Origin of the sequence: Enterococcus sp. DIV0756 (assembly GCF_051710745.1) — a bacterium.
In the GTDB taxonomy this organism is placed as follows: Bacteria; Bacillota; Bacilli; order Lactobacillales; family Enterococcaceae; genus Enterococcus_A.
Genome location: NZ_JBIOLF010000002.1, coordinates 794,421 through 818,242 on the forward strand (window position 1 = coordinate 794,421; position 23,822 = coordinate 818,242).

The following is a 23,822-nucleotide window of genomic DNA, read 5'->3' on the forward strand; positions in this document are numbered from 1 at the left end:
AATGAAGAGAGTATTTTTTGTTGTATAAAAAAAGAAGGCAGATAAACTTTTTCCTATCAACCTTTATGCTCTACCGACGGTTCTCGGATATATCAGCTAATTTTTAATCAGTATCTAGGTCATTTACCAATTTTGACTCAGAAATTGAGTAGAAATTTATTCTGCACTACGATAGAGTATTTAGTAACAATACGTTATCGCTGATGGAGGCTGAAGAAATGGCAAATAGAGATTGGTACCAAAAAAGAGAAGGACAAGCAGAGCATTTGGTTTATTTAGATAATGAAGGCAAGGAATTGGGAAAATTGATCAATGGTGAAAAATCAATGATCATTCGTGGAGCGGCTGGCAAGAAGAGTCCGCTTGGTGGGCGAGCGAAAGAGAACGATATTCTATACTTTGTTGAAAAGGGCGGGAAAATGGAAATCACTCACCGCGGTGTATTAACCAAAGTGATTGAGAAATACAAAATGACTCCGGAAGAATCAACGGAGTTTATCGAAGGTTTTGGACAGGAGCTAAATTTATCTGAAAAACAAAAAACTAGATGGTATGGAAAAAAGTGTATCGGACTCTATGAAGTTAGCCATTTAGAGAAGATTGAACCCTTCTATTATAATCGCGAAAAAAATATGGATGATTGGATTATTACAGACAACATTGAGGATATTCAATTGTAAAAAGGATGATTTTTTTATTAGCCACCCAATGACCAGGCTCAACGGTCATTGGGTGGTTATTTTTATGGGAAGTAAGTTAGCAGATTTGTTGTTGACGGGAGAATGTTCATATGAAATAATAAACATATGAATACACAATCATATAAAAAGGAGAAATCATCATGCTGGTACGTGTCAGTGCATTGCTTATTTTAACGTCCTTCTATTTGATTTATCTTGGGAAGGCATGGCTACTAAAAAAACAGGGAATTAAGGTTAATTTACTGGGGGACAAACAGAGTTCGCGTGAAAAGTATTTTGAAATTGTTTTACGAGTCATGACTGGATTTGGTGCGCTTATTCAGTTTCTTGCGCCATTTCTATTTGCTGTTAATCAAACGAGCTGGGGATATGCTGGATTGGTTCTGACATTTTTAGGAGTAATTTTATTCTTTATTGCGGTCAAAGCGATGGGATTGAATTGGCGAGCGGGCTTTAATGAACAACAACGAACAGATTTAGTGACTACTGGAATTTATCGGTTTAGTCGAAATCCGGCTTTTGTGGCCTTTGATTTATTGTATCTGGGTTTTGCGTTGATTTTTCCGAACGTCTTGATGATTGTAATGGCAGTGCTGGCGCTTTTCCTGTTTCATTGGCAGATTCGCGGCGAGGAAAACTATTTGATCGCTGTTTTTGGGGAACGCTACCGGGACTATCAAAAAGCGGTAAGAAGATATCTGTAATCCTAACATTCACAAAGCATTTGCAGTGAACCCAATTATTTTCCAATCGATTTCATTTTCGCTAGACTAGAGAGGTCGAGACAATATCACGATTAAAGTCAAAATAATTTATTATTGTGAAATGTGAGGGGGTGAAGGAATTGGCATTTATCGGTGTTTTGTGTTTGATTTTAGTCAGTACTACAGCCTCATCATTATTATTGAAAAATTTTACGAGAAAAATCTACTATTTGATAGAACAAGAAAAATGCCTAGTTGGAGGTTTCCAGTTAGGCATTTTTAGGATCTGCAAAAGAAAAAAGTTCGTTCGTCGAGTTAAGTAAATCAGTTTTATCGATTTTCAGTGAGCAGCTCATACAAAACTTGGGCATTGTTTTCTGATTCATTTTTAGCACCATAGACTAGCGTGACTGTTTTATGGCGCGTAATAATTGCTCGTAACTGTTCTAAAGCTTCTTTTTTAGCTCCATTATCAAGTTCTTTGCGATAGCTTGTGCGAAATTCTGGATATTTTTCAGAATCGTGATTGAACCATTTGCGTAATTCAGGGCTTGGTGCGATTTCCTTCAGCCACAAATCGATGTTTTCTGTTTCTTTAGATTTTCCTCGTGGCCACAAGCGATCTACTAATACTCGATAACCATCCGCTTCTTCTGCTGGTAAATAGGCCCTCTTTAGTTTCAGCATGTCGAACACTTCCTTTACTTTATATTAGCAAAGATGATAGTAAAGAGTGAGTAAAAGTACTTTCTCTTTTCGAGTCGTTTTATGCTTTTGTTAATATCTGATAAAATAAACGATAAATTAAGAAAGAATTGGAAGGACGATTCTTATGGTTGCATTTGCACTATTATTCAGAAGCCTATGGCATATTTTAAAAATTCTGTTCCGTCAGGATGAACAAAAAGCAATCATGCTGGCGGTTCTATTTATTCTGACGATCGGGACGATCTTCTATCATAATGTTGAAGGGATGACCTATCTAGATGCGTTGTACTTTTCTGTGATGACCTTAGCGACAGTCGGATACGGGGATTTAGCTCCCCACACAGCTCTAGGTAAACTTTTTACAATTATCTATGTTTTGATCGGAGTGGGGATCATTACTGCAGTGATTGCGAATTTCAGCCGTGCATTGGCTGAATATCATAAAATGAAGAAACATCATGAGGAAACTGGACGAAAACCTCATCATTGAAGGAGAAAAGCGTTCTGCATGTAGAATGGTTCTAGAATATACCGTAATAGTTCTTAGATTGAAGATAATAAGGAAATCGCCTTACTCAAGTGGGCGATTTTTTCATACTGTTACTTGAGAGTAAAACTAAGCGTTTACTTTCTATCATTTTTCAGCCAAAATAAACAGGAGGTGAACGTGATGGCAATTTATTTAGAGATGCCTGAATTAAACAAGGAGTTTCCTTTTCGAATTTTGGTGAATGACGGTGATATTTTGACGACACCTCATTGGCATCGAGAGGTTGAGCTGATCTATGTGACTAAAGGGACGATTGCTTTAGGAATCGATGATGTACCATATAAGCTGAAGGAAGGCGAGATCGCCTTTATTGGCGGGGGATTGATCCATTATGTCTTGGCTTCACCGGGCAGTGAACGGCTGGTCTATCAGTTTGATTTGACGTATTTTGCGGCGGGAAATAAAGAAAATTTGGATTTGCAGAAGCTTTTTTCTGAGTTGGTGCCTGTTAGTCCTCAGTGGGAAAAGCACGAAGAGGAGCTGATTAGAGGGCTGTTGACCAAAATGAATTTGGAGTCGGAAAAACAGGAATTGGGGTACCAATTTTCTTTAAAATCGGATCTGTTTCAACTGATCACCTTGCTGCTTCGAGAGATTCCCACGCAGGTGAAGGAGCCAAAGAAGATCAATAAACTGGGGACTCAGGATGTGTTGGAAAAACTGGACGAGATATTCAACTATGTTGAGGCACATTATCGAGAGACACTGACTTTACAGGATATTGCCGAGGTTTCTGGTTATAGTTCGTTCTATTTTACGAAATTTTTCAAGAAGAATACGGGGAAAACGTTTTTGACCTTTCTTAACGAGTACCGTATAGATAAAGCAAAGTGGCTGCTGATCAATAGTGATCTGCCCGTTTCAGAGATTATTACGCAGACGGGCTTTGAAAGTGACAAAACCTTCTATCGTTTGTTCAAGAACTCGATGTCAATGGCACCGCTGGAATATCGACACGCGATGAAAATTGAATAACTCTTTCTATGTCAAAGGGCAATTACTGATTCAGTAATTGCCCTTTGACAATATTTGAGAATAATACAACAAAAATGGGGGAATCATAAAATTTTTTCCTGACTATAATAAAAGTATCAACACGAATGAAAACGGATACTGACAATAAGGGAGAAATAATAAATGAAAAAAGAAACGCAGTTTTTCTGGGGCGGAGCGGTCTCAGCTGCTCAAGCTGAGGGAAACTATCTCGCCGATGGCAGAAAGCCCTCGAATTTTGATTATTTGCCGCTAGACGATCGACGTTTGAAGGCAGTATATAAGAATCAGTCGGATTCGATTTTAGAATCAAAGGGAGATGAAATCTATCCCAGCCGAAATGGTAATGACTTTTATCATCATTATCAAGAAGATATTGCTCTATTAAAAGAGCTTGGGGCAAACAGTTTTCGTTTTTCAATTTCCTGGTCGCGAATCTTTCCAACCGGTGAAGAAGCGACGCCAAATGAAGCAGGTCTTCAGTTCTACGATAAGCTTTTAACGGAACTGGAAAAGTATCAAATGGAGCCAATCGTAACACTGTCACATTTTGAGATTCCAATGCATTTGGTGAAAAAATACAATGGCTGGCAAGCACGAGAAGTAGTCGATTTATTTTTGCATTATGCAAAGACAGTGATGAAGCGTTTCAAAGGCCGAATCAATTATTGGATTCCCTTTAATGAGATGAATATGGTGCTGCACATTCCATTTATTGGCGGCGGCATCCTGTTTGAAGAAGGCAAAGATCATTTGTCGATCCAGTATCAAGCCGGTCATCATCAATTATTGGCGAATGCGCTGACGATTAAGGCGGGAAAAGAAATTGATCCAAGCAATCAGTTCGGGGCAATGCTGGCAGCCGGAAAAACCTATGCGTATACTTGTGATCCACAAGACGTCTTTGCGGCTTTGCAGCAGGAAAAAGAGAATTTATTGTTCTCTGATGTGCAGGTTTTTGGCGAGTATCCGAAATTCTTTCCTCATTATATGACTGAAAAAGGGTTAAAACTAACGATTCATCCAGAGGATCGTCAGCTGCTTAAAGCGAATACCGTTGATTTTGTTTCCTTTAGTTATTATTCTAGCGCCTGTACCGCGGCAGAAGAGAACGGCATTGATCGTGTGGCTACGAATGGCTACACAACGTTGCGAAATCCGTATTTGCCAAAAGGTAAGAGTGTTTGGCAGGACGATCCGTTAGGGCTGCGAATCACCTTGAATCAGCTGCAGGACCGTTACCACAAGCCGTTGTTTATTGTTGAGAATGGTATCGGCACGCAGGATGAGTTCACAGCTGGCAAGGTGCATGACGAATATCGCATTCATTATTTGCGAGAGCACATCAAAAATATGGTGCTGGCAGTTGAAGAGGACGGCGTTGATCTAATGGGGTACCTAATGTGGGGAATCATCGATCTGCCAAGTGTTAGTGAAGGAAAAATCAGTAAGCGCTACGGCGTGATTTATGTTGATCAGGACGATGAAGGCAATGGAACTCAGCAACGCTATAAAAAAGATAGTTTTGCCTTTTATCAAAAAATTATTTCATCAAATGGTGCCGTTGTATTTGAATAGAAAGGGGAATAATCATGAAAAAGTATCAGCAGTTAGCAAAAGAAATCATTCAAGAGCTCGGGGGAACAGACAATATACATTCAGCTGTCCATTGTGCGACGCGTTTGCGTTTTGACCTAAAGAATCAAGCGAAGGCCAATCTGGATGGTTTAAAGGGAATTGATGGTGTAGTAGGTGTAAATCCGACGCCAACGCAATTACAGGTGATTATCGGGAGTCACGTTGGTGAGGTGTTTGACGAAGTAATTAGCCAAGGAGTAGCCAATGGCGATGCTGAAGGAAAAGCGCCATCTTCAACTGCTTCAACTAAAGAAACCAATCTTTTCAATAAAGTCGTGGACACGATTACCGGCTGTATGACACCGATGATCCCAGCTTTGACGGCTGCGGGGATGATCAAGGTGATTCTATCGTTATCGACGACCTTCCATTGGATGTCGAATGAGTCGAGTACCTACCGTGTGTTGGATTTTATCGGCGACGGAGCATTCTATTTCATGCCAATTTTATTGGCAGTGTTTGCTGCGAACAAATTTAAAGTCAATACATCGATTGCCATTATTGTCGTCGGGGTTTTCTTGCATCCGAATTTTAGTCAGTGGGTGGCTTCTGGTGATCCGATTTCATTTCTTGGGATGCCGATTCAAGGAGTGATTTATGCAGCATCGGTCATTCCAGCGCTATTGACGATCTGGGCAATGTCTTATATTGAACGTGGTGTCGATAAGATCACTCCGCAATCCTTGAAAATCCTGTTGAATCCGACCTTGACACTATTGATTACGGCACCATTAGCGTTGATCGTGATTGGACCATTAGGGAATTACGCGGGACAAGGGTTGGCATGGGTGATCAACCTGATGCAGGGACAATTAGGCTTTATTATGGTGGCTTTATTAGCGGCAACGATGCCATTCATCGTTATGACCGGGATGCACCATGCCTTGACACCGATCTTCGTTGCGTCGTTTGCGGCGACTGGAACGGAATCCTTGATTTTAGTGGCGCAAATCTGTGCTAACTTAGCTCAAGGCGGCGCGACCTTAGCAGTGGCCTTTAAATCAAAACAAAAGAATGTCAAATCGATTGCAGCAGCAGCGGGTATCTCAGCAATTATGGGAATCACCGAACCGGCTTTATACGGTATTACGATGAAGTATAAAAAACCATTAGTAGCCGCTTGTATCAGCGCGGGTATCTCAGGCTGCTTCGCTGGTTTGATGCATGTGACGTTGTATGTTCCACAAAATAGTTTGATGGCGGTTTTAGGCTTCTCTGGTGACAAAGGGACAGCCAATGTCATCGCTGGTTTATCAATGATGGTGATGTCGGTGGTACTATCCTTTGTCTTGACATTTATTTTGCAAAAAGATGAGAAAATCGAAGCGGCACCAGCCGAAAAGTCTGCTGGAGACATAGCTGTACAGTCATAAAAAAGTAAGGTGGGGTAGAAGAGAACACTTCTATCCTGCTTTTTGGAGGATTATTTATGAAAATCTATTTAAATGATTACGACACAGAAACGTTGGAAAAAGCCGAGAGCTTGCTATTTAACGGGAATGGGTTTATCGGTCTACGAGGGAATCTAGAGGAAGCGTATTACGATCATTTTTCGACCAATCGCGAGACTTACATTAACGGGTTCTATGAAACAAAAGATATTCATTATCCCGAAAAAATGTTTGGTTTTACACCGACTGGCGAAACCATGATCAGTGTGATTGATGGGCAGACGACCTTGATTACGATCGGTGGGGAACGTTTTTCCATTACAGAAGGCACCATTAGTGAAAATACGCGCTATTTAGATATGGACAAGGGGATCACTGTTCGAAGCTTGGTTTGGACATCACCGAAAGGCCGTCAAACAAAGATCACGATTTCACGTCTGGCATCTTTCCAGTATAAAAATTTGTTCTCGCTGAAGCTTGATTTCGAACGGATGGATCATCAAGAAAAGATCGAACTGACGACGCATTTGAACTTTTATCCGGTGCGTACGATCGATAAAAATGATCCGCGTATGAGTCATGAGCTGCAAAAAATCACGGTTAAGGAAATTGATCTGGAGGCGAAGCGCTGTACATTCGGAACAGCTTATTCGCAATTAGAGGCTGAGTTGATTTGGTCGATTGATAATCAAACCATTGAGCAAACGGTCGAAGAGGAGCGAATCGTGATTCGTACGAAGCTGGAGGGTGACAGCTATCAAAAGAATTTGAGCTATGCTTTCCAAGAACAAACGCATGAAGGTATCGAACGCAGCTTCACGGAATTGGTACAGGCACAAGCCAGCTATTTAGCTGATTTTTGGAAAAGCGCAAAAGTAACCATTAAAAGTACCGAAAATTTGGAAGAAAGCGTTAACTACAGCACCTTTGCTTTGCTGCAATCGCTTGGGACGAATGGAAAAACTAGTATTGCTGCGAAGGGCTTAAGCGGCAGCGGGTACGAGGGGCATTATTTCTGGGATGCGGAAATGTTTGTCTTTCCCGTTTTCCTCCATTTAAATCCGGCTTTAGCGCAGCAATTACTGACTTACCGGTATGGCATTCTCGACAAGGCACGGGAGAATGCTCAGTTATTTGGTTATCAAACGGGGGCGCTTTATCCTTGGCGAACGATTTCAGGAACGGAATCCTCTCCCTTTTTCGAGGGCGGATCGGCGCAGCATCATATCAATGCGGATATTGCGTATGCCTTTATTCAGTACTATCGATACACAGATGATTTGGCTTTCATGGCGGAATGTGGCTTCGAGGTCCTGCTAGAAACGGCGCGGATCTTCTCCGAGATCGGCTATATGAAAAATGGAACATTCCATATTGACAAGGTGACCGGTCCAGATGAATACACGGTCTTGGTCAATGATAACTATTACACCAATCAATTGGTGGCGTATCAGTTTGAATGGATCAATCGTTTGGCGAAAAGGCTGCAGGGACAGTATCCTGAAGCATGGGCAGGATTGACAACAAAGCTTCATGTGGCGGAAGAAGAATTGCAGCAGCTGGCACAATTTGCCGAGACGATGGCATTGCCCTTTGATGAGGAGAAGGGCATTATCGCTCAAGATCGGGATTTCTTAAATAAAGGCTTTTGGCCTTACGCAAAAGAAGAGACTCACTATCCGTTATTGTTAAACTACCATCCATTAACGATTTATCGCTATCAAATTTCAAAACAAGCCGACGCGGTATTGGCGCTGATGCTGTTTCCGGAGACCTTTGATAAAGCAATAATCGAGAAAAGTATTGCTTATTATGATCAGGTGACGACCCATGATTCTTCGTTGTCCTATTCAACCTTTTCAACCGTTTATAGTCGCTTGGGCCAAGTGGAAAAAGGCTATGAGTACTTTATCAAAAACGCTCGAACCGATCTGGACAATAGTCATAAAAATACCAAAGATGGGATCCATACGGCTTCAATGGGCGGCACCTTTATGACGATCGTTTATGGCTTTTGTAATTTGCGAGTGGTCGATGAAAAATTGACGATTACTCCAAACTTGCCAAAGGAAATTGAAGAGATTGATTTTTACACGTATTTTAAAAACGAGAAGTATCGCATCTATGTAAATCATCACGAGTATTGGATTGAAAAGCAAGTGGAAGGGAACAGATAATGAAGGGATTTGTGTTTGATTTAGATGGGGTGCTGGCCGATACCGCAAAGTACCATTATATCGCGTGGAAGCAATTGGCTATGGAGATCGGTATCACGATTGATGAAGCCTTCAATGAACAGTTGAAAGGGATCAGTCGAAAAGAATCGCTGGCGCGCATCTTAGCCTATGGCGGGAAAAGCAGGGATTTTTCTGAGGAAGAATTAACGGCACTTGCTGAAAAGAAGAATCGTCAATATGTTGAATTACTGGAGCAATTAACACCGGCAGATGCCTTACCAGGTGTTACACTTTTTTTGGCTGAGGCTCGAGCCCAGAATATCCCATGTAGTGTTGCCTCCGCATCTAAAAATGCACCGTTTATCTTGAATAAATTAGCCCTCGACGACTATTTTGTAGGAGTTGTCGACCCGTCAGCTCTGAACAAAGGCAAACCGCATCCAGAAATCTTTGTCAAAGCCGCAGCGTTGATGAGGCTTCAACCAAACGAAGTGATTGGTTTTGAGGATGCACAGGCAGGTATTGATGGTATCAAGGCCTGCGGCATGTATGCGGTGGGGATCGGTGAAGCCAAGCAACTTAAAGGAGCCGATCGCTTGATCAGCGATTTAACTGAAATTTCGATCGAAGAATTGATTTCCTTGTAGAACGATGAAGACTGCCGTGTTTTGGCAGTCTTTTTTAGCTCGAGCAAACGTGATACTTATGGTATCTAAATGTAGATGTTTCCTCAGAAATTGTACATAAAAACAAACTATGAGAATTAGATTAAAAAAAGATTGACAGTAGTAACTATTTCGTGATAACCTTTTCATAAGTTCTTGATGTTATTACTTCGGGTAAGCATGCGAGGATTAACTGAAAATTGTTGGATGTTATCACTTAATGTGAGCAGGACCTATTTACCGCACAATTGACGTGTATGTAAATGGGCTTTTTTTGTGGCTAGCGAGGGAAATTTTTATGATCATAAAACGAGTGTTAAATAATAATACAATTATTTCTTCAAACAGTAAGGGTGTCGATGTACTTTTGATGGGCAAGGGGATTGCCTTCGGAAAGAAAAAAGGACAGATAGTTGACATGGAACAGGTCGAAAAAACATTTTTGCTGAAGGATAAAGAGACGCAAAGTAAGTTTACCGAATTGTTGATCAATGTGCCAATGGAGCATATTTTGGTTTCAGAGAAGATTATCAATTTCGGAAAAATCAAACTAGGCAAGAATCTAAACGAAATCATTTATGTCAACCTGACCGACCATATCAATTCAGCGATCGATCGGTACCGAGAAGGATTGATTTTGAAGAACCCATTGCGCTGGGATATCGCGCGTTTCTATCCGGATGAATACGCAGTCGGTGAAAAGGCGATTGAAGTAGTTCGAAATGAGTTGGGTGTATCCTTTGAAATTGATGAGGCGGCCTTTATCGCGATTCATTTCGTAAATGCTGAGATGGACAAGACTTGGGAATTCGCCTACGAAATCGCTGAGATTACCAAGAATATCGAAACGATCATCAAGAACCATTATCGCACTGAGTTTGATGAAAGTTCGCTGGATTATTATCGCTTTGTCACTCATGTGAAGTTCTTTGCTCAGCGTTTGTTAGCGGGAGATCATTATGATGATGATGATGAGGAATTATTAAATACGTTGAAGCACAAATATGAAGGTGAGTATGCTAGTGCGTTAGAGATCAAGGATTATGTTCAAAAGGATTTTGAGTATGATCTAAGCTCGACTGAATTGCTCTACCTGACGGCACACATTCGTCGTATCACCAAAAATTTATAAACTAGGATTGTTATCCCACAGGGAGCATGACCTAGAGCTTGTCCTACAAGACAGCTTTAGGTCATTTTTTTGAATCGGATTCATTAATGAAGAGTGTGACTAAAACTAACTGTACTAGGTATTAAACGCGAATTTTTTGTTAAACATTACTATAAAATAGTTGTTATATTAAGAAAAGAGGAAAATAAATGAACTATCAACAAACCGCAAAAGAAATATACGATGCTGTTGGCGGCAGTAATAATATACAAACCGCAACACATTGTGTTACCCGTCTGCGCTTGATTCTAAAAAGCCAACAACAGGTGGATGATGAAAAGGTAAAAGCGATTTCTGGTGTTATGGGAGTCATGAAGAAAGCTGGGCAATATCATATTATTTTAGGAAATGATGTGGCAAATTACTATCGTGCTTTTACAAAATTGGGGGATTTTAGCGCCGAACCGGTCGCATCAACGGAAAAGAAAAATGTATTTGAAAGTTTGGTAGATGTGATCTCTGGTTGTATGTCACCACTGATTCCCGCTTTACTTGGAGGCGGAATGATCAAAGTATTGCTGATTGTTTTACCATTAATCAATGTTTTAAGCGAGTCCTCATCAACTTACGCTGTTTTAACCTTTTTTGGAGATGCACCGTTTTACTTTATGCCGGTGATGCTAGCATTTACTGCTTCCCAAAAATTTGGAGTAACACCGATGTTAGCTGTTGCGGTAGGCGGGATTATGCTGCACCCAAGCTTTGCAGCGATGGTCACAGCAGGAGATGCGGTCAGTATTTTTGGTTTGCCGATCACATTAGCGAGCTATGGATCATCGGTTATTCCGATTTTGATCATGGTTTGGTTGATGAAATATATTGAAGCCTTTTTTAATCGAATCGTTCCAGCAGTCATGAAAAATTTGTTGCAGCCATTAGCTGTATTATTGGTATCGGGTATTATTGCATTAGTAGTTGTCGGTCCACTAGGAACATTCGCAGGACAGGGCTTATCGGCAGCAGTAATTTGGATTCAAGCTAAAGCTGGTTGGTTAGCGTTAGGATTGATGTCTGCTTTGATGCCATTAATTGTTATGACAGGTATGCATTGGGCTTTTGCACCGATTTTCTTAATCGCTTCTCCAGCTACCCCAGATATGTTGATTCTACCAGCGATGCTGGCGGCAAATATCGCACAAGGAGCAGCGGCAATGGCAGTTTCCATGAAGACAAAGGACAAAAATTTGAAACAGGTGGCTCTAGGTGCGGGAATTTCTGCTCTTCTTGCGGGTGTGACTGAACCAGCTTTGTACGGGGTCACGTTAAAATATAAAAAACCATTATACGCAGCGATGATTTCTGGAGCAATCTGCGGAATTTTCATGGGAATCACTGGAGTGGAATCGTATGCCTTCGCGGTACCGTCACTTGTTGCTCTTCCACAATTTATCAACGGCAATATTGATGGTAATTTTATCAATGCATGTATCGTTGCCGTGGCTTCTATTGTACTTACCTTTGCGTTGACATGGTTCTTTGGGTTTGAAGAGGAAACGAAGACAGAGGATGCCATATTAGAGGTTGTTGGCAGCGGCAGCAGTGATCCTAAAAAAGTACTGGCGCCGGTAAAGGGCACGGTAATTCCTTTGGAAAAGGTCAATGATTCTGCGTTTTCAAGTAAGATGATGGGTGAGGGAATCGCGATCATTCCAGAGGAAAACACGATTGTTGCCCCGTTTGATGGAACCATTTCTGCATTGTTCCCGACTAAACATGCTATCGGCTTAACGAGTGAGGCAGGGATGGAGTTACTGATTCACGTTGGAATTGATACGGTGGAATTGAATGGCAAGTATTTCGAAAGTCTTGTTGCAGCAGGCGATGCAGTCAAAGCGGGGCAACCATTATTAACAGTTGATTTTGCAGCGGTCAAAGCGGCAGGATATGATACAGTGATTCCGATCGTTGTGACAAATAGTGATACTTTCATTGATGTAGTGCCGAAGGATGAGATGAAAACGGCTGATTACGAGGATGCCGTTTTATATGTGATTTAAATAGAAACAAGAATTGGAGGTAGGACGAATATGAGTAGATTTCCAACGGATTTTTTATGGGGCGGAGCAGTTGCTGCGAATCAATGTGAAGGCGCCTATCTAGAAGATGGCAAAGGTTTGTCTGTACAGGATGTGACGCGAAAAGGTTGGCATGAAGCGCCCAGCGAGGAGCCGCTTGAGGATAACTTAAAATTGGTCGGCATTGATTTTTATCATCGTTACAAAGAAGATATTCAATTATTTGCGGATATGGGATTCAAGGTATTTCGTCTCTCGATCGCTTGGACACGTATTTTTCCGAAAGGGGATGAACAGGAGCCCAACGAGGCGGGATTGGCCTTTTATGATGCAGTCTTCGATGAATGTTTGAAACACGGAATTGAACCTTTAGTGACACTCTCTCATTATGAGACACCACTATATTTGACGCGGACTTATGACGGCTGGCGAAACCGTAAAATGATAGGTTTCTTTGAGCATTATGTTCGAACTGTTTTTGAACGATACAAGAAGAAGGTGAAATTTTGGTTGACCTTCAACGAGATCAATTCAATCACTCATGTTCCATTTCTGAGTGGTGGGATCAATACGCCGAAAGAAAAATTAACGCAACAGGACATTTATCAAGCAATCCATCATGAACTAGTGGCTAGTAGTCGTGCGGTCCGTGCGTGTCATGAGTTGATTCCTGAAGCAAAGATCGGCTGTATGATTTTAGGTGTTCCGGTCTATCCGCTAACGCCGGATCCTGAGGATGTTTTAAAATCGTTAGCTACGGAACGAGAAAATTTATTTTTCTCGGATGTCCAGGTCCGTGGCTACTATTCAAGCTATTCGAAGCGATTATTTAAAGAAAAAGGGATTGAGTTGGAAATTTTACCGCAGGATTTGGAAGACTTGAAGCATACGGTGGACTTCATTTCCTTTAGTTACTATATGAGTGTCTGCGAATCGGCTGATCCGACAAAAGAAGCGGGTGAAGGTAACATCATTGGCGGTATTCCCAATCCTTATTTGAAGGCGAGTGAATGGGGATGGCAGATTGATCCGAAGGGGTTGCGCTACTATTTGAATAGTTTATATGATCGCTATCAAAAGCCAGTGTTTATCGTTGAAAATGGCTTGGGTGCAGTAGATGAGCTGGTTAGTTTAGAAAACGGAGAGAAGACAGTCATTGATGACTATCGGATCAACTATATGAACGATCATTTAGTTCAGGTAGAAGAAGCGATCGAAGATGGCGTTCCTGTAATGGGCTATACTTCTTGGGGGTGTATTGATTTGGTCAGCTTTACTACAGCTGAGATCAAAAAGCGTTATGGTATGATTTATGTAGATCGTAACAGTGACGGTTCAGGTACGTTAGAGCGCTACAAGAAGAAAAGCTTTTTCTGGTACAAAGAAGTGATTGCTTCCAATGGCGCTTCGTTAATCAAGTAATTAAAAGAAGAATCCGGTGCTTGAAACTTATAAGTGCTTGGGTTCTTTTTATTTTTCCGATAGACTTACTCATTGGAAACGAATACAATTGCATTAACAGCAGCTTTTCAGTTTGCACTTGTGGAGGCGAAGAGATGGAATTTATTGGGGTTTTGTGTCTGATTTTAGTGAGCGTCACCGTAGCAAGCCACTTTTCGAGAAGGATTGGTATACCAGCGGTGGTGGGGCAGTTGCTCGTGGGCATCCTGTTGGGTAATGGCGGACTGAGGATTGTCCATCCAGATATTCTGGTGAAGGATTTTTCTGAGATCGGAGTGATTTTGTTAATGTTTTTAGCCGGGATTGAAAGCAATTTACCGTTGTTAAAAAAATACTTTCGACCAGGGGTTCTTGTGGCTTTATTAGGCATTCTATTTCCGCTCTTGTTAGGAACCGGTAGTGGTAGCTTTTTTCATGTCCCGTGGAATCAATCTTTTTTCTTTGGTCTGATTTTAGCGGCGACTTCTGTTAGCATTTCAGTGGAGGTTTTGAAGGAGTTAAAAGCAGCCAACACGAAGGAAGGATCAACGATTCTGGGAGCTGCAGTTGTTGATGACATTTTAGTGGTTATTATCGTCAGTCTATGTATGCCGTTATTAGGCGTAGAAGGCAGCAGCGATAAACCGCTAGGCTTCATGTTGATTGCCCAAGTACTGTTCTTTTTTGCTGTTTTCTTCCTAATTCGTTGGGGAGCCCCCTATTTAATGAATTTGAGTAAGAAAATTTTTGCGCAGTCCTCTGTCATCATCGTTTCCTTAACCTTGTGTTTGAGCATGTCCTATTTGGCTGATTTCATCGGATTAAGTTCAGTGATCGGCGCATTTTCGACAGGGATCGCGATTGGTCAAACCAATGTTTGGAAAGATGTCCGCTACAATATTGAAGCGATTGGTTATGCTGTGTTTATTCCCGTCTTTTTCATCAGCATTGGCTTGGAGGTAACCTTTGATGGGTTTACTAAGCAATTGCTGTTCATTCTTGTCTTTACTGTGATTGCGATTGTCTCTAAATTGGTCGGTGGCTTCATGGGCGGAAGGCTTTCTGGATTTGACAACAATAGTAGTCTGATGGTGGGCTCGGGCATGGTTTCTCGTGGAGAGATGGCCCTGATTATCATTCAGCTAGGCTTTCAGGCACAGTTAATTACTGGAAAATATTACTCTTCGATGATTTTGGTGATTCTCATTACTACTTTATCGTCGCCATTCTTTTTAAAGTACTTTACAAAAAAAATCTATGTTTAAAAAAGAAACTCTAACCCGATTATGACCATGCAATCAGGTTAGAGTTTCTTTGGTTAGGAAGGAAGACCTTCCTTTCGTTGTTTTGCTAGTTGTGAAATTCTAAGAGCGGCTAACAGCAGAAGCATACCAATTGCTGTTGTTCCCGCAAAGACGTTCCAAGCTAGGCCCATTCCGCCGCTGGAGGCTAAAAACACAGCCATTAATGGAGAGGCAATGGCTTGTCCTAAATAGACTGCAATCATTAAGGTAGCAGATATTTGTGCAAATACTTGAGGACCAAATGCCTCTGTGCCTACGAAGGAAGGAATACTCGCACAGACGGGGTAAGCCGCAGCTGCCAATAGCACTGTGAGGATCATCAGTAAGTTTGAGTCGTTCGCTGCCCATAAGTTCAGACAAATAAAAGTCAAAACAAAGGCACTGCAGACGTAGATCACGAATCCAGACATGCGTAATTTTGTTGAAATAGTTCCTGCTGCCATTAAGAGAATACCTGCAAACAGCAAGTAGACCGCGTTCCAATTTGCTGCATTGGTCGCACTCATGCCGTTCATTTGCCACCAGGTAGGGGCGAAGGACAGAAACGCGGTTCCGCCGAAGGAATTGCATATCCACCGAAATTCTTTGTTGTATCGCATTGGTCGAATCGAAGAGCTTTTTCATGTATCTTTAAAAGACTCGAATACTTTCAGGTCATTAATGATTGCCTTTTATATGATGGAACTGGCAGAACAAATGTATCACGAATCATCTACATAGAGCTGTGATTATCATTCAGACGATAAAAGCAGCCTGTAAAGGAAACCCAACGAGCGATAAAAATCCACCAGTTGCGAGAAAGAAATCCTGTCACGCATTGTGGCAGGATTTCTTTCTAGTCTTTGGCTAAGTTAATGATAGGGGATAAAAGGAGAAAACTAATAATCGTTCCTTCCCTGACCGTTAACGTTAAATGGAAGGTAATTGTCAGGATTAATGCAATCAAGATACAGACCAAGTCAATACTATAACGATAGAATTTGAAGCTTCGTTGGGTTCGTTCGGATAAAAATAGGCAAAAGGTCTCAATAGGGAATTTAAGCAGCTGGTATTTCAACACTTTTCCCGTGCCAATGCCAGCAATAATCGTTCCTAGAACGAAAAGCAGGCATTTTAGTAAATAGGCATGCAACGTAAAAAGCGGGAAGACAAAATAGGTAAAGAGATTAATTGTTGAGCCGAAGAATAATAGAGCGATACTCATTACCAGATAATTTTTCAGCTTGCGTTGCGGGTCTAGTAGCACGCAGCAAATCAGAAACAGAAAATTGATGCCTGCGGTGATGGTGCCGATCTTGATTTGACTAAAATCAGCTAAGGTAGCATTGAGGGAATTAAAGCTGCTGACGCCGATACTCGCTTTCAAGGTCAGACTGATGCCAAAAGCACTGATTAAATAGTATAAAAATGAAAATGTTAATTTTTTTTGATTCATAGTAGTTGTTCCTCCTGTAACTAATTGATAGGATGAGTATGCCGGATCAAAAGAATTAGAACTAGGAGATATAGCCTACTGATGAATAAAAAAAAGTATAGTCAAGTCAATCAAACATTGATAAATCAAGAACGATTCCCGTTTTTAACAGAAAAAATTTTACAACAAAGTTTTTTTATTGCGTATGACCGCAATGAAAAAATTGTGAGTCAAGCTAAAAAAATGTCCCATTTGTTTATCCTTCTGACAGGAAAAGCGCGAATCATTCAGCAGGAGCCCAACGGGAAAAATCTGATCCTGCAATTTCTTGAGCCAGGCGATTTTATTGGTGAACTGACGGTAGTAAAGGCAGAAGAAACACCTAAAGACGTTATCGCGATTGGTTCGGTTAACTGTTTGGCAATCCCACTGAGCGTGGTAGAGGCTGATTTGATGACTGAAGCGGACTTTCCTAAATTTATTGCTAAATACATTGGGGAAAAGCTGTTGTTGCGAATGGAACACTTTTCAAATGCTCAAACCTTCGAGCTGAAGTACCGTTTGGCGGCACTGTTAATAGAGATTGCGGTAAATGAACAATATAGTGAGAATAATACGCAAATCGCGTATTATTTAGGTGTCAGTTATCGTCATTTGACTCATACGTTTAAATTTTTACGGGAAAATGGGTATATCGAAAAAAATCAAGCGGGTTATTTGATTTATCCAACGAAGCTTCGTCAATTGATCAATGAAGGAAACGAAGCTTAGAGAGTTAAAATTGTTAGCAAAATGAAGCGAAAGTTTTCAATAGAATAAAAAAACTCCTATTTTTTTAAAAAATTAGGAGTTTTTTATTTTTGCGTCGTTATTTTTGGTATAGCTAATTTATTCGATTGAAAAGTTAGTGTGTGATACAAATAGAGTGTTATTTAATCATTGTTTTTAGTTTTCTATTTAATGTAAACAATACAAAAATAAAAAAACACTTCCCTTTCATGTTTTAACTGTTTGGCAAATAAGTATTACCTATCAAATTGTCTGATAATTCAGTTTATTATGATGTCATTAGAGGATAAACTATACGTGATAATATAACGAATGTGATTTTTGAGCAAAAGGATAAATACGCAATTTTTGATGAGGATATTCCTTTGTTTAATGGGATTTTAAAGTAATGAAACAACCACTTAGAACTGAAAAAAGTCGTCTGTTGTTAAATGGATTAGCAGTTGAAACTACAAAAGATATAGAACAGTTGAAAAAAATAGTGACGGTTCATTTAACGCACTTGCTTCGAAAAAAACCTAAGCAATTTTGAAAATCCTTTGTAATGTAACATAGATTATTTATTTAATAGGAAATATACATAATTTAATTTGGTTTCACGAGAAATTAAACGACATTTCACTGGTTATAAGTTAATTATCAATTTATTTAAAAATAATTATAAAAAATGGGTATTAAATGTGTTAGGATTTTGGATGTGAAGGAGGTGAGAAAAAAATGAACCGACGGAAAGTAATTTTTTTCTTATTACTAATTATTTTACTTCCGAATGCAACTGTTTTTTCCGTAAATGCCGAAGAAATGCCGCCCTCTCCCATAAGCCCATCCGATAAAACGGATCAACGTACAGAAGACAATGTAAAAACTAACGAAACTGTTTCTACGGATGATGAGATAAGCAAGGAGAATATAACGTCAGAATCAAAGTCGGATTCAGAGGAAACGGAAGAATACGTAAGTGATTCTGAAACGACGGTTAAGGCGACGGAAAATTCAGAAAGCAAAGAAGCGGATGAACAGGTCAAAAACGCTGCATTGCAACGTTTAGCAGCAAATGAGGCTGAAGTAAGTACTTGGGCTGATTTTGTAAATGCTATACGAAACGAAACTATTACAAAAATTACCTTGACAGCAAGTTTCGATAATCCCAGTGCATCAGACGCTAATCTTTCTGGCTATCAACGAAACAATGATTTAGAAATCGATGGTCAAGGTCATCGAGTAGATTTTCGAAACTCTTCGATTCGTTTAGGAGCTCCATCAAATGCGATTGGACTCTTTCATATGCATGATATTGTGTTGAATCAAAATTATGTAGGCGCATCCTCAGAAGATATCGTGGGTACAAGATTGAACTACACCTATGGAGCAAAATGGAAGTATCGTTTTGGAAATATCACTACAGAGCCTGGTGTTCAACGCTTAGCTAGGGCTTCTCATTCAGAGGTGAGAGTTTACGGCAAGATGGCTATTGATACTCGTGCAGAAAACTTTTACTTAGGAAGCTTGATTATGGAAGATGGAACAGATTATCGGGGAAACGTGAATAACTATAACTTTTCCGTTTTTTGGTACAACGTAGCAGCAGGTTCAGGATCAACCGGCGAGACTAGGGAGTTTACGATTGGAAAGAATTGCCGTGTGGATGTTGGACAAACACAAACAGTCGGTCGCACTTATCCTGCTGTTTACCATCATTATCTTACCTTAACAGTTGGTGAAAATAGTGTCTACAACGTGGATATGCCAGGGAATGCGGTACGTTTTGATGATGTAGGTGCAGGAATGATAATCAAAAAAGGTGCCGTCGTAAATTTGACGAGTAAGCAAGCCTCAGGATCAGTAGTGGCCTTTAGTAACAATAACACGTATCTCAACGCCGAACCTGGGAGTTTTCTTTACGTCATCGGAACAAGTAGTCAGCCGTTGATCAATCTGGCTGCCGATGCGACAGGAATCGCAAGTGTCAATCGAACGGGGAACAGTTTCACATTAAACAGTCCAGCCCAATATGATTTGCGGAATTTGCATGACAGTCGAACGGCGGTAAACGTGGCCTATGGGAACACCTCAAATAATAGGTTCTCCATACTCGATTCAGATATTGATCTGTGGAAGGTCGGTGTTCCAGTACTTGGACCATCCAATGAAACTTACGCAAAAGTTCCAAGTCTTCAGGTAGTCGGAAGTGGGAGCGGTGAGGTGGTAACAACGTCAGTTGCTTCACTAAATCAGTTTAAACAAGCGAATTATCGTCGGATTTCTGGAATGAACCAGGAGCCAAAAATTGAGTGGACACCTGTTACCGACGCGGATAAGACAATCAAAGGGCGTGTAATTATTGGAGAAGTTCCGGATAACAACGGATTAGTCGCGGGAGAGATCAAATACATTCCAGTCTATGCCTCACAAGACCAAGCGAAGGTAACATTGACGGATACGTATGGAAACATTCGCAACAACTTATCTACAGATGCAAATGGGTATGTTTCATATTCAGATATAAACGATCCGATCCAATTTCAAAAGGCTGGCGAAAAAATTTCAGGGATTGCTGAACGAGGCCCATGGATCACTTCTAATCCAATTGAGACAACGGTTATTGATGCAACACCACCAGAACCCGCTAAAGTCGATCATTCGGACGCCATCCAAAGTACGACTACTAAGTTAACGGGAACTGGGGAGCCTAACAGTATTATAACATTAACCATCAATGACCAGCCATCAGGAATTCCAGGACAGCTGGTCGGAGCAGATGGAAAATGGGAAATCGATATCTCTAATCTGAATCTTGTAAAAGACGATATTCTTCAATTCTTTTTACAAGATCAAAGTGGACCAATCACTGAATTAAGTGAAGCGGAACGCCCAAGTACAAATAACGCAATCGGAAATATCAATCCGAAAAATGAATTAACGTATCGTGATGCGACGTTCAAGGCAGCGACGAAGGCCACTGTTGTTGGTTATCTGTCATTAGCTTCGATACCGACAGGATTAGAGTTTGGAAATCATCAAGTATCTAACAAAACGGAGGACTATCACCCAACGGTAAACGGTGATTTGATCGTATCCGATACTCGTGGTGGAGCAAAGAAACCTTGGCGACTGACCTTAAGTCAATCGGAAGAGCTCAAGAACGGAGCTATTTCGCTTGAGGATGCTCTTTATTACACTTCACAATTAGGTGAAAAGCAAATTACAACAGCGACACAAATCGTGGAGTCGGGGGAATTTACTTCAGATGGCTCAAAAAATATATCGGCTGACTGGCAAGGCAGTAATGGCTTCAAGCTGACCGTCCCTGTCGAAAAACAACGTATCGGAGACTATTCAGGAAAAATATCATGGAAATTAGAAGATGTCCCAGGAAATTAGGTGAGTAAATGAGACGATTCATTATAAATAGTTTGTTCATCCTGTTGGTGCTCTTTACTACGGTCCCTGTTTTTGGGTCAGAAGCTAATTATGATAGTAATGGAGTGACCACATTTTATGGAAAATATGAATACCCGAAAGAAAATCCTGAAAAGATACCGCCGGTAAAAGAGAAAGAAAGCGGCAATCCTTCCGCAGAAGGAAAAATGCAAGACACCGCTGGTGGAACTACACAACAGCTCGCAAACAGCTTGCCGTCATATAAAGGGGAAGGCCCCATTATTCCGGCAACAGGAGACACATCGAATCTGTTGGCTTCATTAATCGGTTGTTTCTTATTGGTACTTGTCTTTTTTAAGCTAAAGGAGGTCGGAGATACTGAAAAAAATTCAATTCGTTAGTTTTCTCCTCCTGATTTCTTTACTTTTTGCGGGTCAATTAGCCGTACAGGCGGATGACACAGAGACTCATATGAACTACCAAAGCGGCGGGACAACCATTCAACCGCTTGATCCTTTGCTGCCAGATCCTACAAAACCAGTAGTACCAATTGATCCAACCAATCCAACCGGTCCGCCGGCTGGGACTGGCGGCAGCCTTTCCCTTGATTTCGCCTCTGGCTTTCAATTTGGCAGTCAGCCAATTTCAACGAAGGACAAAATCTATTATGCGCTGCCGCAGGAATATACGGACTTCGATGGGACGAAGAAGAAAGGCCCTAATTATGTTCAAGTTACGGACATTCGAGGAACTGGAGCAGGTTGGCAATTGAGTGTAAAGCAAAACGGTCAATTTCAAACAGATGAGGCGCAACAGCTTAAAGGTGCTGAACTACGGTTTAACAATGGGGAAATGGTCTCAAATCTTTCAAGCACCTACGCGCCAAATGCAAACGCAACGATCAAAATGCCTTTGAACGCGGAGGTTGATGTCGTAACGGCTAACAGTGAACAAGGAATCGGCACTTGGTTGTATCGGTTCGGTTCAGACGAAACTAGCGGCGGGCGTTCCATTCAATTGAACGTTCCCGGCAGTTCAGTAAAATATGCCAAAAAATATCAAACTTCCTTAACTTGGAGTTTAAAAAACGTACCATAAAAAATCCTATAAGAGGAGAAAAAAAGATGAAAAAATTGAACTTAATGACAGTCGCGACCTTAGCGGCATTATCCTTATCAACAGCTGGTGGAATCACTTCTCATGCTGATTCAGTGGACTACGATTCAAATGGAGTAGTGGAATTCATTCCAAATCCAGATCCCACTAAACCCGTCGATCCAACCGATCCAGATCCAACAAATCCAGTAGATCCTATCGATCCGACTGATCCAACTGGTCCAAAACCTGGAACGGATGGTCCTTTGTCCATCGACTATGCTTCCTCATTAGACTTTGGGGTAAATAAGATTACTAATAAAGATGAAGTGTATTATGCTAGAGCGCAGCAATTCAAAGATGGTCGTGCAGCAACCCCAAATTATGTTCAGGTATCTGACAATCGCGGCAATAATGCCGGCTGGACATTGAAGGTCAAACAAAATGGGCAATTCAAGGCAACCGGCACGCTGAACGATACCCTGACAGGTTCAGCAGTGAAGTTAGTTAGTCCGACAGTTAACAGCAATTCGACGGCGGTCTTTCCGACAGCTGCGGCAACGATCGAACTAGATCCTGCTGGAACAGAAAGCTTAGTTATGTCTGCAAAAGTGAATCAAGGTGCAGGAACCTATTCAAACCGTTGGGGTACTGTAGAAACGGTGAAGGAAACAGATAAGGATGGAAATGAAGTCGACGCTGACGTAACGAAGGCTGTCACTTTGGCAGTGCCTGGCAGTACGCCAAAAGATGCGGTGAAATACAGTACGTCATTGACGTGGAGCTTATCTGATGTACCCGGTAACTAATTAGAAAAACGAGGCACCTTTGGTAATAGAATTAAACATGCAGCTTTTTGTATAAAAGCACCAAATGGGTAGGCTGAAAACGATTTGAAAAAACGACCATTCACAAAAAAGGAGACTATTACAATGAAAAAATTTGGTTCTTTATTATTGGCAACGACGATTTTAGCAGGGATTGCTTTGGTACCAGCTACTTCCTTTGCAGCAGACGGTGGAAACTATGATTCAAATGGTGTGATCACGTTTACACCCAATACCGATATCACAAATCCAGTAGATCCTGTTGATCCAACCAATCCAGTCACACCCGTTGATCCAACTGATCCAACCGGTCCTAAACCAGGAACGGCTGGGCCGCTTTCAATCGATTATGCTTCAAGTTTAGATTTCGGGACTCAGAAGATCACTTCTAAGGACGAAATTTACAAGGCGAAAGCACAAAAATACCTAGACAAAGACAACAATGAAAAAACCGGTCCGAACTTTGTCCAAGTAACAGATAATCGCGGTACTGAAGCTGGCTGGACGTTGCAAATGAAGCAAAATAGTCAATTTAAAACAACGGATGCAGAAGAATTAACAGGTGCGGTGATTACCTTCAAAAATGGAAATGTGGTGACTGCTTCTGATTCAGCAAAACCAACTGGACAAGCGACCATCGTAGCTGATCCTTCTGGTGCGTTAAAGAATGTCATGGAAGCCAAAGACGGTCAAGGAGCTGGAACATACTTGCTTGATTGGGGAACCGATGCGGCTACAGCTGCAGAGAGTATAGAACTAAGTGTCCCTGGCTCAACAACGAAATATGCGAAGAAATATTCCACAACTTTTACTTGGGTACTAAGTGACACACCAGGAAACTAATACGAAGAATACTGAA

22 protein-coding genes are annotated in these 23,822 nt (G+C 41.1%); 19 read left to right on the forward strand and 3 right to left on the reverse strand.

All coding sequences use genetic code 11. The annotated features are described in order from the left end of the window. Positions 1–218 precede the first annotated feature (218 nt). Both IGI44_RS20245 and IGI44_RS20250 read left to right on the forward strand, forming a co-directional pair. A complete protein-coding gene (locus tag IGI44_RS20245; RefSeq protein WP_438789728.1) occupies positions 219–680 on the forward strand; it encodes a hypothetical protein in 462 nt (153 codons plus the stop codon). Positions 681–841: 161 nt separating this feature from the next. After that, complete coding sequence (locus IGI44_RS20250; RefSeq protein WP_438789729.1) at positions 842–1,405, forward strand: methyltransferase family protein; 564 nt, start codon at positions 842–844, stop codon at positions 1,403–1,405. Between the two features lie 330 nt (positions 1,406–1,735). On the opposite strand, the gene IGI44_RS20255 is transcribed toward IGI44_RS20250, so the two are convergent. Next, complete coding sequence (locus IGI44_RS20255; RefSeq protein ID WP_438789730.1) at positions 1,736–2,092, reverse strand: DUF488 domain-containing protein; 357 nt, start codon at positions 2,090–2,092, stop codon at positions 1,736–1,738. A 145-nt stretch (positions 2,093–2,237) separates the two neighbouring features. On the opposite strand from IGI44_RS20255, the gene IGI44_RS20260 reads away from it, so the two are divergent. The 10 genes from IGI44_RS20260 to IGI44_RS20305 all read left to right on the forward strand — a co-directional run bounded on the left by IGI44_RS20260 (position 2,238) and on the right by IGI44_RS20305 (position 15,418). Continuing rightward, entirely contained in the window at positions 2,238–2,603 is a 366-nt protein-coding gene (locus tag IGI44_RS20260; RefSeq protein WP_438789731.1) for a potassium channel family protein, read from the forward strand. Between the two features lie 180 nt (positions 2,604–2,783). Then, positions 2,784–3,638 (forward strand): AraC family transcriptional regulator, encoded by an 855-nt coding sequence (locus IGI44_RS20265; RefSeq protein WP_438789732.1) that lies wholly within the window; start codon positions 2,784–2,786, stop codon positions 3,636–3,638. 162 nt (positions 3,639–3,800) lie between these two features. After that, positions 3,801–5,234, forward strand: a complete 1,434-nt coding sequence (locus IGI44_RS20270; RefSeq protein WP_438789733.1) for a family 1 glycosylhydrolase — start codon at positions 3,801–3,803, stop codon at positions 5,232–5,234. A 14-nt stretch (positions 5,235–5,248) separates the two neighbouring features. Beyond that, positions 5,249–6,667, forward strand: coding sequence for a PTS transporter subunit EIIC (locus IGI44_RS20275; RefSeq protein WP_438789734.1), 1,419 nt, complete (start codon positions 5,249–5,251; stop codon positions 6,665–6,667). Between the two features lie 56 nt (positions 6,668–6,723). Beyond that, positions 6,724–8,862 carry a glycoside hydrolase family 65 protein gene (locus IGI44_RS20280; protein ID WP_438789735.1) on the forward strand — a complete coding sequence of 713 codons (2,139 nt, stop codon included), beginning with the start codon at positions 6,724–6,726 and terminating at the stop codon, positions 8,860–8,862. Then, positions 8,859–9,509, forward strand: coding sequence for a beta-phosphoglucomutase (gene pgmB / locus IGI44_RS20285; protein ID WP_438790304.1), 651 nt, complete (start codon positions 8,859–8,861; stop codon positions 9,507–9,509). Before IGI44_RS20280 ends, pgmB begins: the two co-directional genes overlap by 4 nt. 316 nt (positions 9,510–9,825) lie before the next feature. Continuing rightward, positions 9,826–10,659: a BglG family transcription antiterminator LicT gene (gene licT, locus IGI44_RS20290; RefSeq protein ID WP_438789736.1), complete on the forward strand. Its 834-nt coding sequence runs from the start codon at positions 9,826–9,828 to the stop codon at positions 10,657–10,659. Positions 10,660–10,847: 188 nt separating this feature from the next. Then, positions 10,848–12,695, forward strand: coding sequence for a beta-glucoside-specific PTS transporter subunit IIABC (locus IGI44_RS20295; protein ID WP_438789737.1), 1,848 nt, complete (start codon positions 10,848–10,850; stop codon positions 12,693–12,695). A 30-nt stretch (positions 12,696–12,725) separates the two neighbouring features. Then, positions 12,726–14,135, forward strand: a complete 1,410-nt coding sequence (locus IGI44_RS20300) for a glycoside hydrolase family 1 protein (RefSeq protein ID WP_438789738.1) — start codon at positions 12,726–12,728, stop codon at positions 14,133–14,135. A gap of 134 nt (positions 14,136–14,269) precedes the next feature. Then, complete coding sequence (locus IGI44_RS20305; protein ID WP_438789739.1) at positions 14,270–15,418, forward strand: cation:proton antiporter; 1,149 nt, start codon at positions 14,270–14,272, stop codon at positions 15,416–15,418. 53 nt (positions 15,419–15,471) lie between these two features. On the opposite strand, the gene IGI44_RS20310 is transcribed toward IGI44_RS20305, so the two are convergent. Next, the gene (locus IGI44_RS20310; RefSeq protein ID WP_438789740.1) at positions 15,472–15,972 is read right to left on the reverse strand and encodes a hypothetical protein; all 501 of its coding nucleotides are present in this window, start codon (positions 15,970–15,972) and stop codon (positions 15,472–15,474) included. Here IGI44_RS20310 and IGI44_RS20315 point away from each other — a divergent pair. Beyond that, a complete protein-coding gene (locus IGI44_RS20315) occupies positions 15,962–16,177 on the forward strand; it encodes a helix-turn-helix domain-containing protein (RefSeq protein ID WP_438789741.1) in 216 nt (71 codons plus the stop codon). The two genes, IGI44_RS20310 and IGI44_RS20315, sit on opposite strands and share 11 nt — an antisense overlap. Before the next feature lie 115 nt (positions 16,178–16,292). On the opposite strand, the gene IGI44_RS20320 is transcribed toward IGI44_RS20315, so the two are convergent. Then, positions 16,293–16,892 (reverse strand): YczE/YyaS/YitT family protein, encoded by a 600-nt coding sequence (locus IGI44_RS20320; protein WP_438789742.1) that lies wholly within the window; start codon positions 16,890–16,892, stop codon positions 16,293–16,295. A gap of 81 nt (positions 16,893–16,973) precedes the next feature. On the opposite strand from IGI44_RS20320, the gene IGI44_RS20325 reads away from it, so the two are divergent. The 6 genes from IGI44_RS20325 (at position 16,974) to IGI44_RS20350 (ending at position 23,806) form a co-directional block, all read left to right on the forward strand. Then, positions 16,974–17,642: a cyclic nucleotide-binding domain-containing protein gene (locus tag IGI44_RS20325; protein WP_438789743.1), complete on the forward strand. Its 669-nt coding sequence runs from the start codon at positions 16,974–16,976 to the stop codon at positions 17,640–17,642. Between the two features lie 735 nt (positions 17,643–18,377). Then, entirely contained in the window at positions 18,378–21,041 is a 2,664-nt protein-coding gene (locus tag IGI44_RS20330) for a pectate lyase-like adhesive domain-containing protein (protein WP_438789744.1), read from the forward strand. Positions 21,042–21,049: 8 nt separating this feature from the next. Next, on the forward strand, positions 21,050–21,442 hold the full coding sequence (locus IGI44_RS20335; protein WP_438789745.1) for an LPXTG cell wall anchor domain-containing protein: 393 nt from the start codon (positions 21,050–21,052) through the stop codon (positions 21,440–21,442). Positions 21,443–21,455: 13 nt separating this feature from the next. Further along, on the forward strand, positions 21,456–22,139 hold the full coding sequence (locus tag IGI44_RS20340) for a WxL domain-containing protein (RefSeq protein WP_311904801.1): 684 nt from the start codon (positions 21,456–21,458) through the stop codon (positions 22,137–22,139). A 26-nt stretch (positions 22,140–22,165) separates the two neighbouring features. Further along, positions 22,166–22,945 (forward strand): WxL domain-containing protein, encoded by a 780-nt coding sequence (locus tag IGI44_RS20345; RefSeq protein WP_438789746.1) that lies wholly within the window; start codon positions 22,166–22,168, stop codon positions 22,943–22,945. Positions 22,946–23,068: 123 nt separating this feature from the next. Continuing rightward, positions 23,069–23,806, forward strand: a complete 738-nt coding sequence (locus tag IGI44_RS20350; protein WP_438789747.1) for a WxL domain-containing protein — start codon at positions 23,069–23,071, stop codon at positions 23,804–23,806. Positions 23,807–23,822 lie beyond the last annotated feature (16 nt).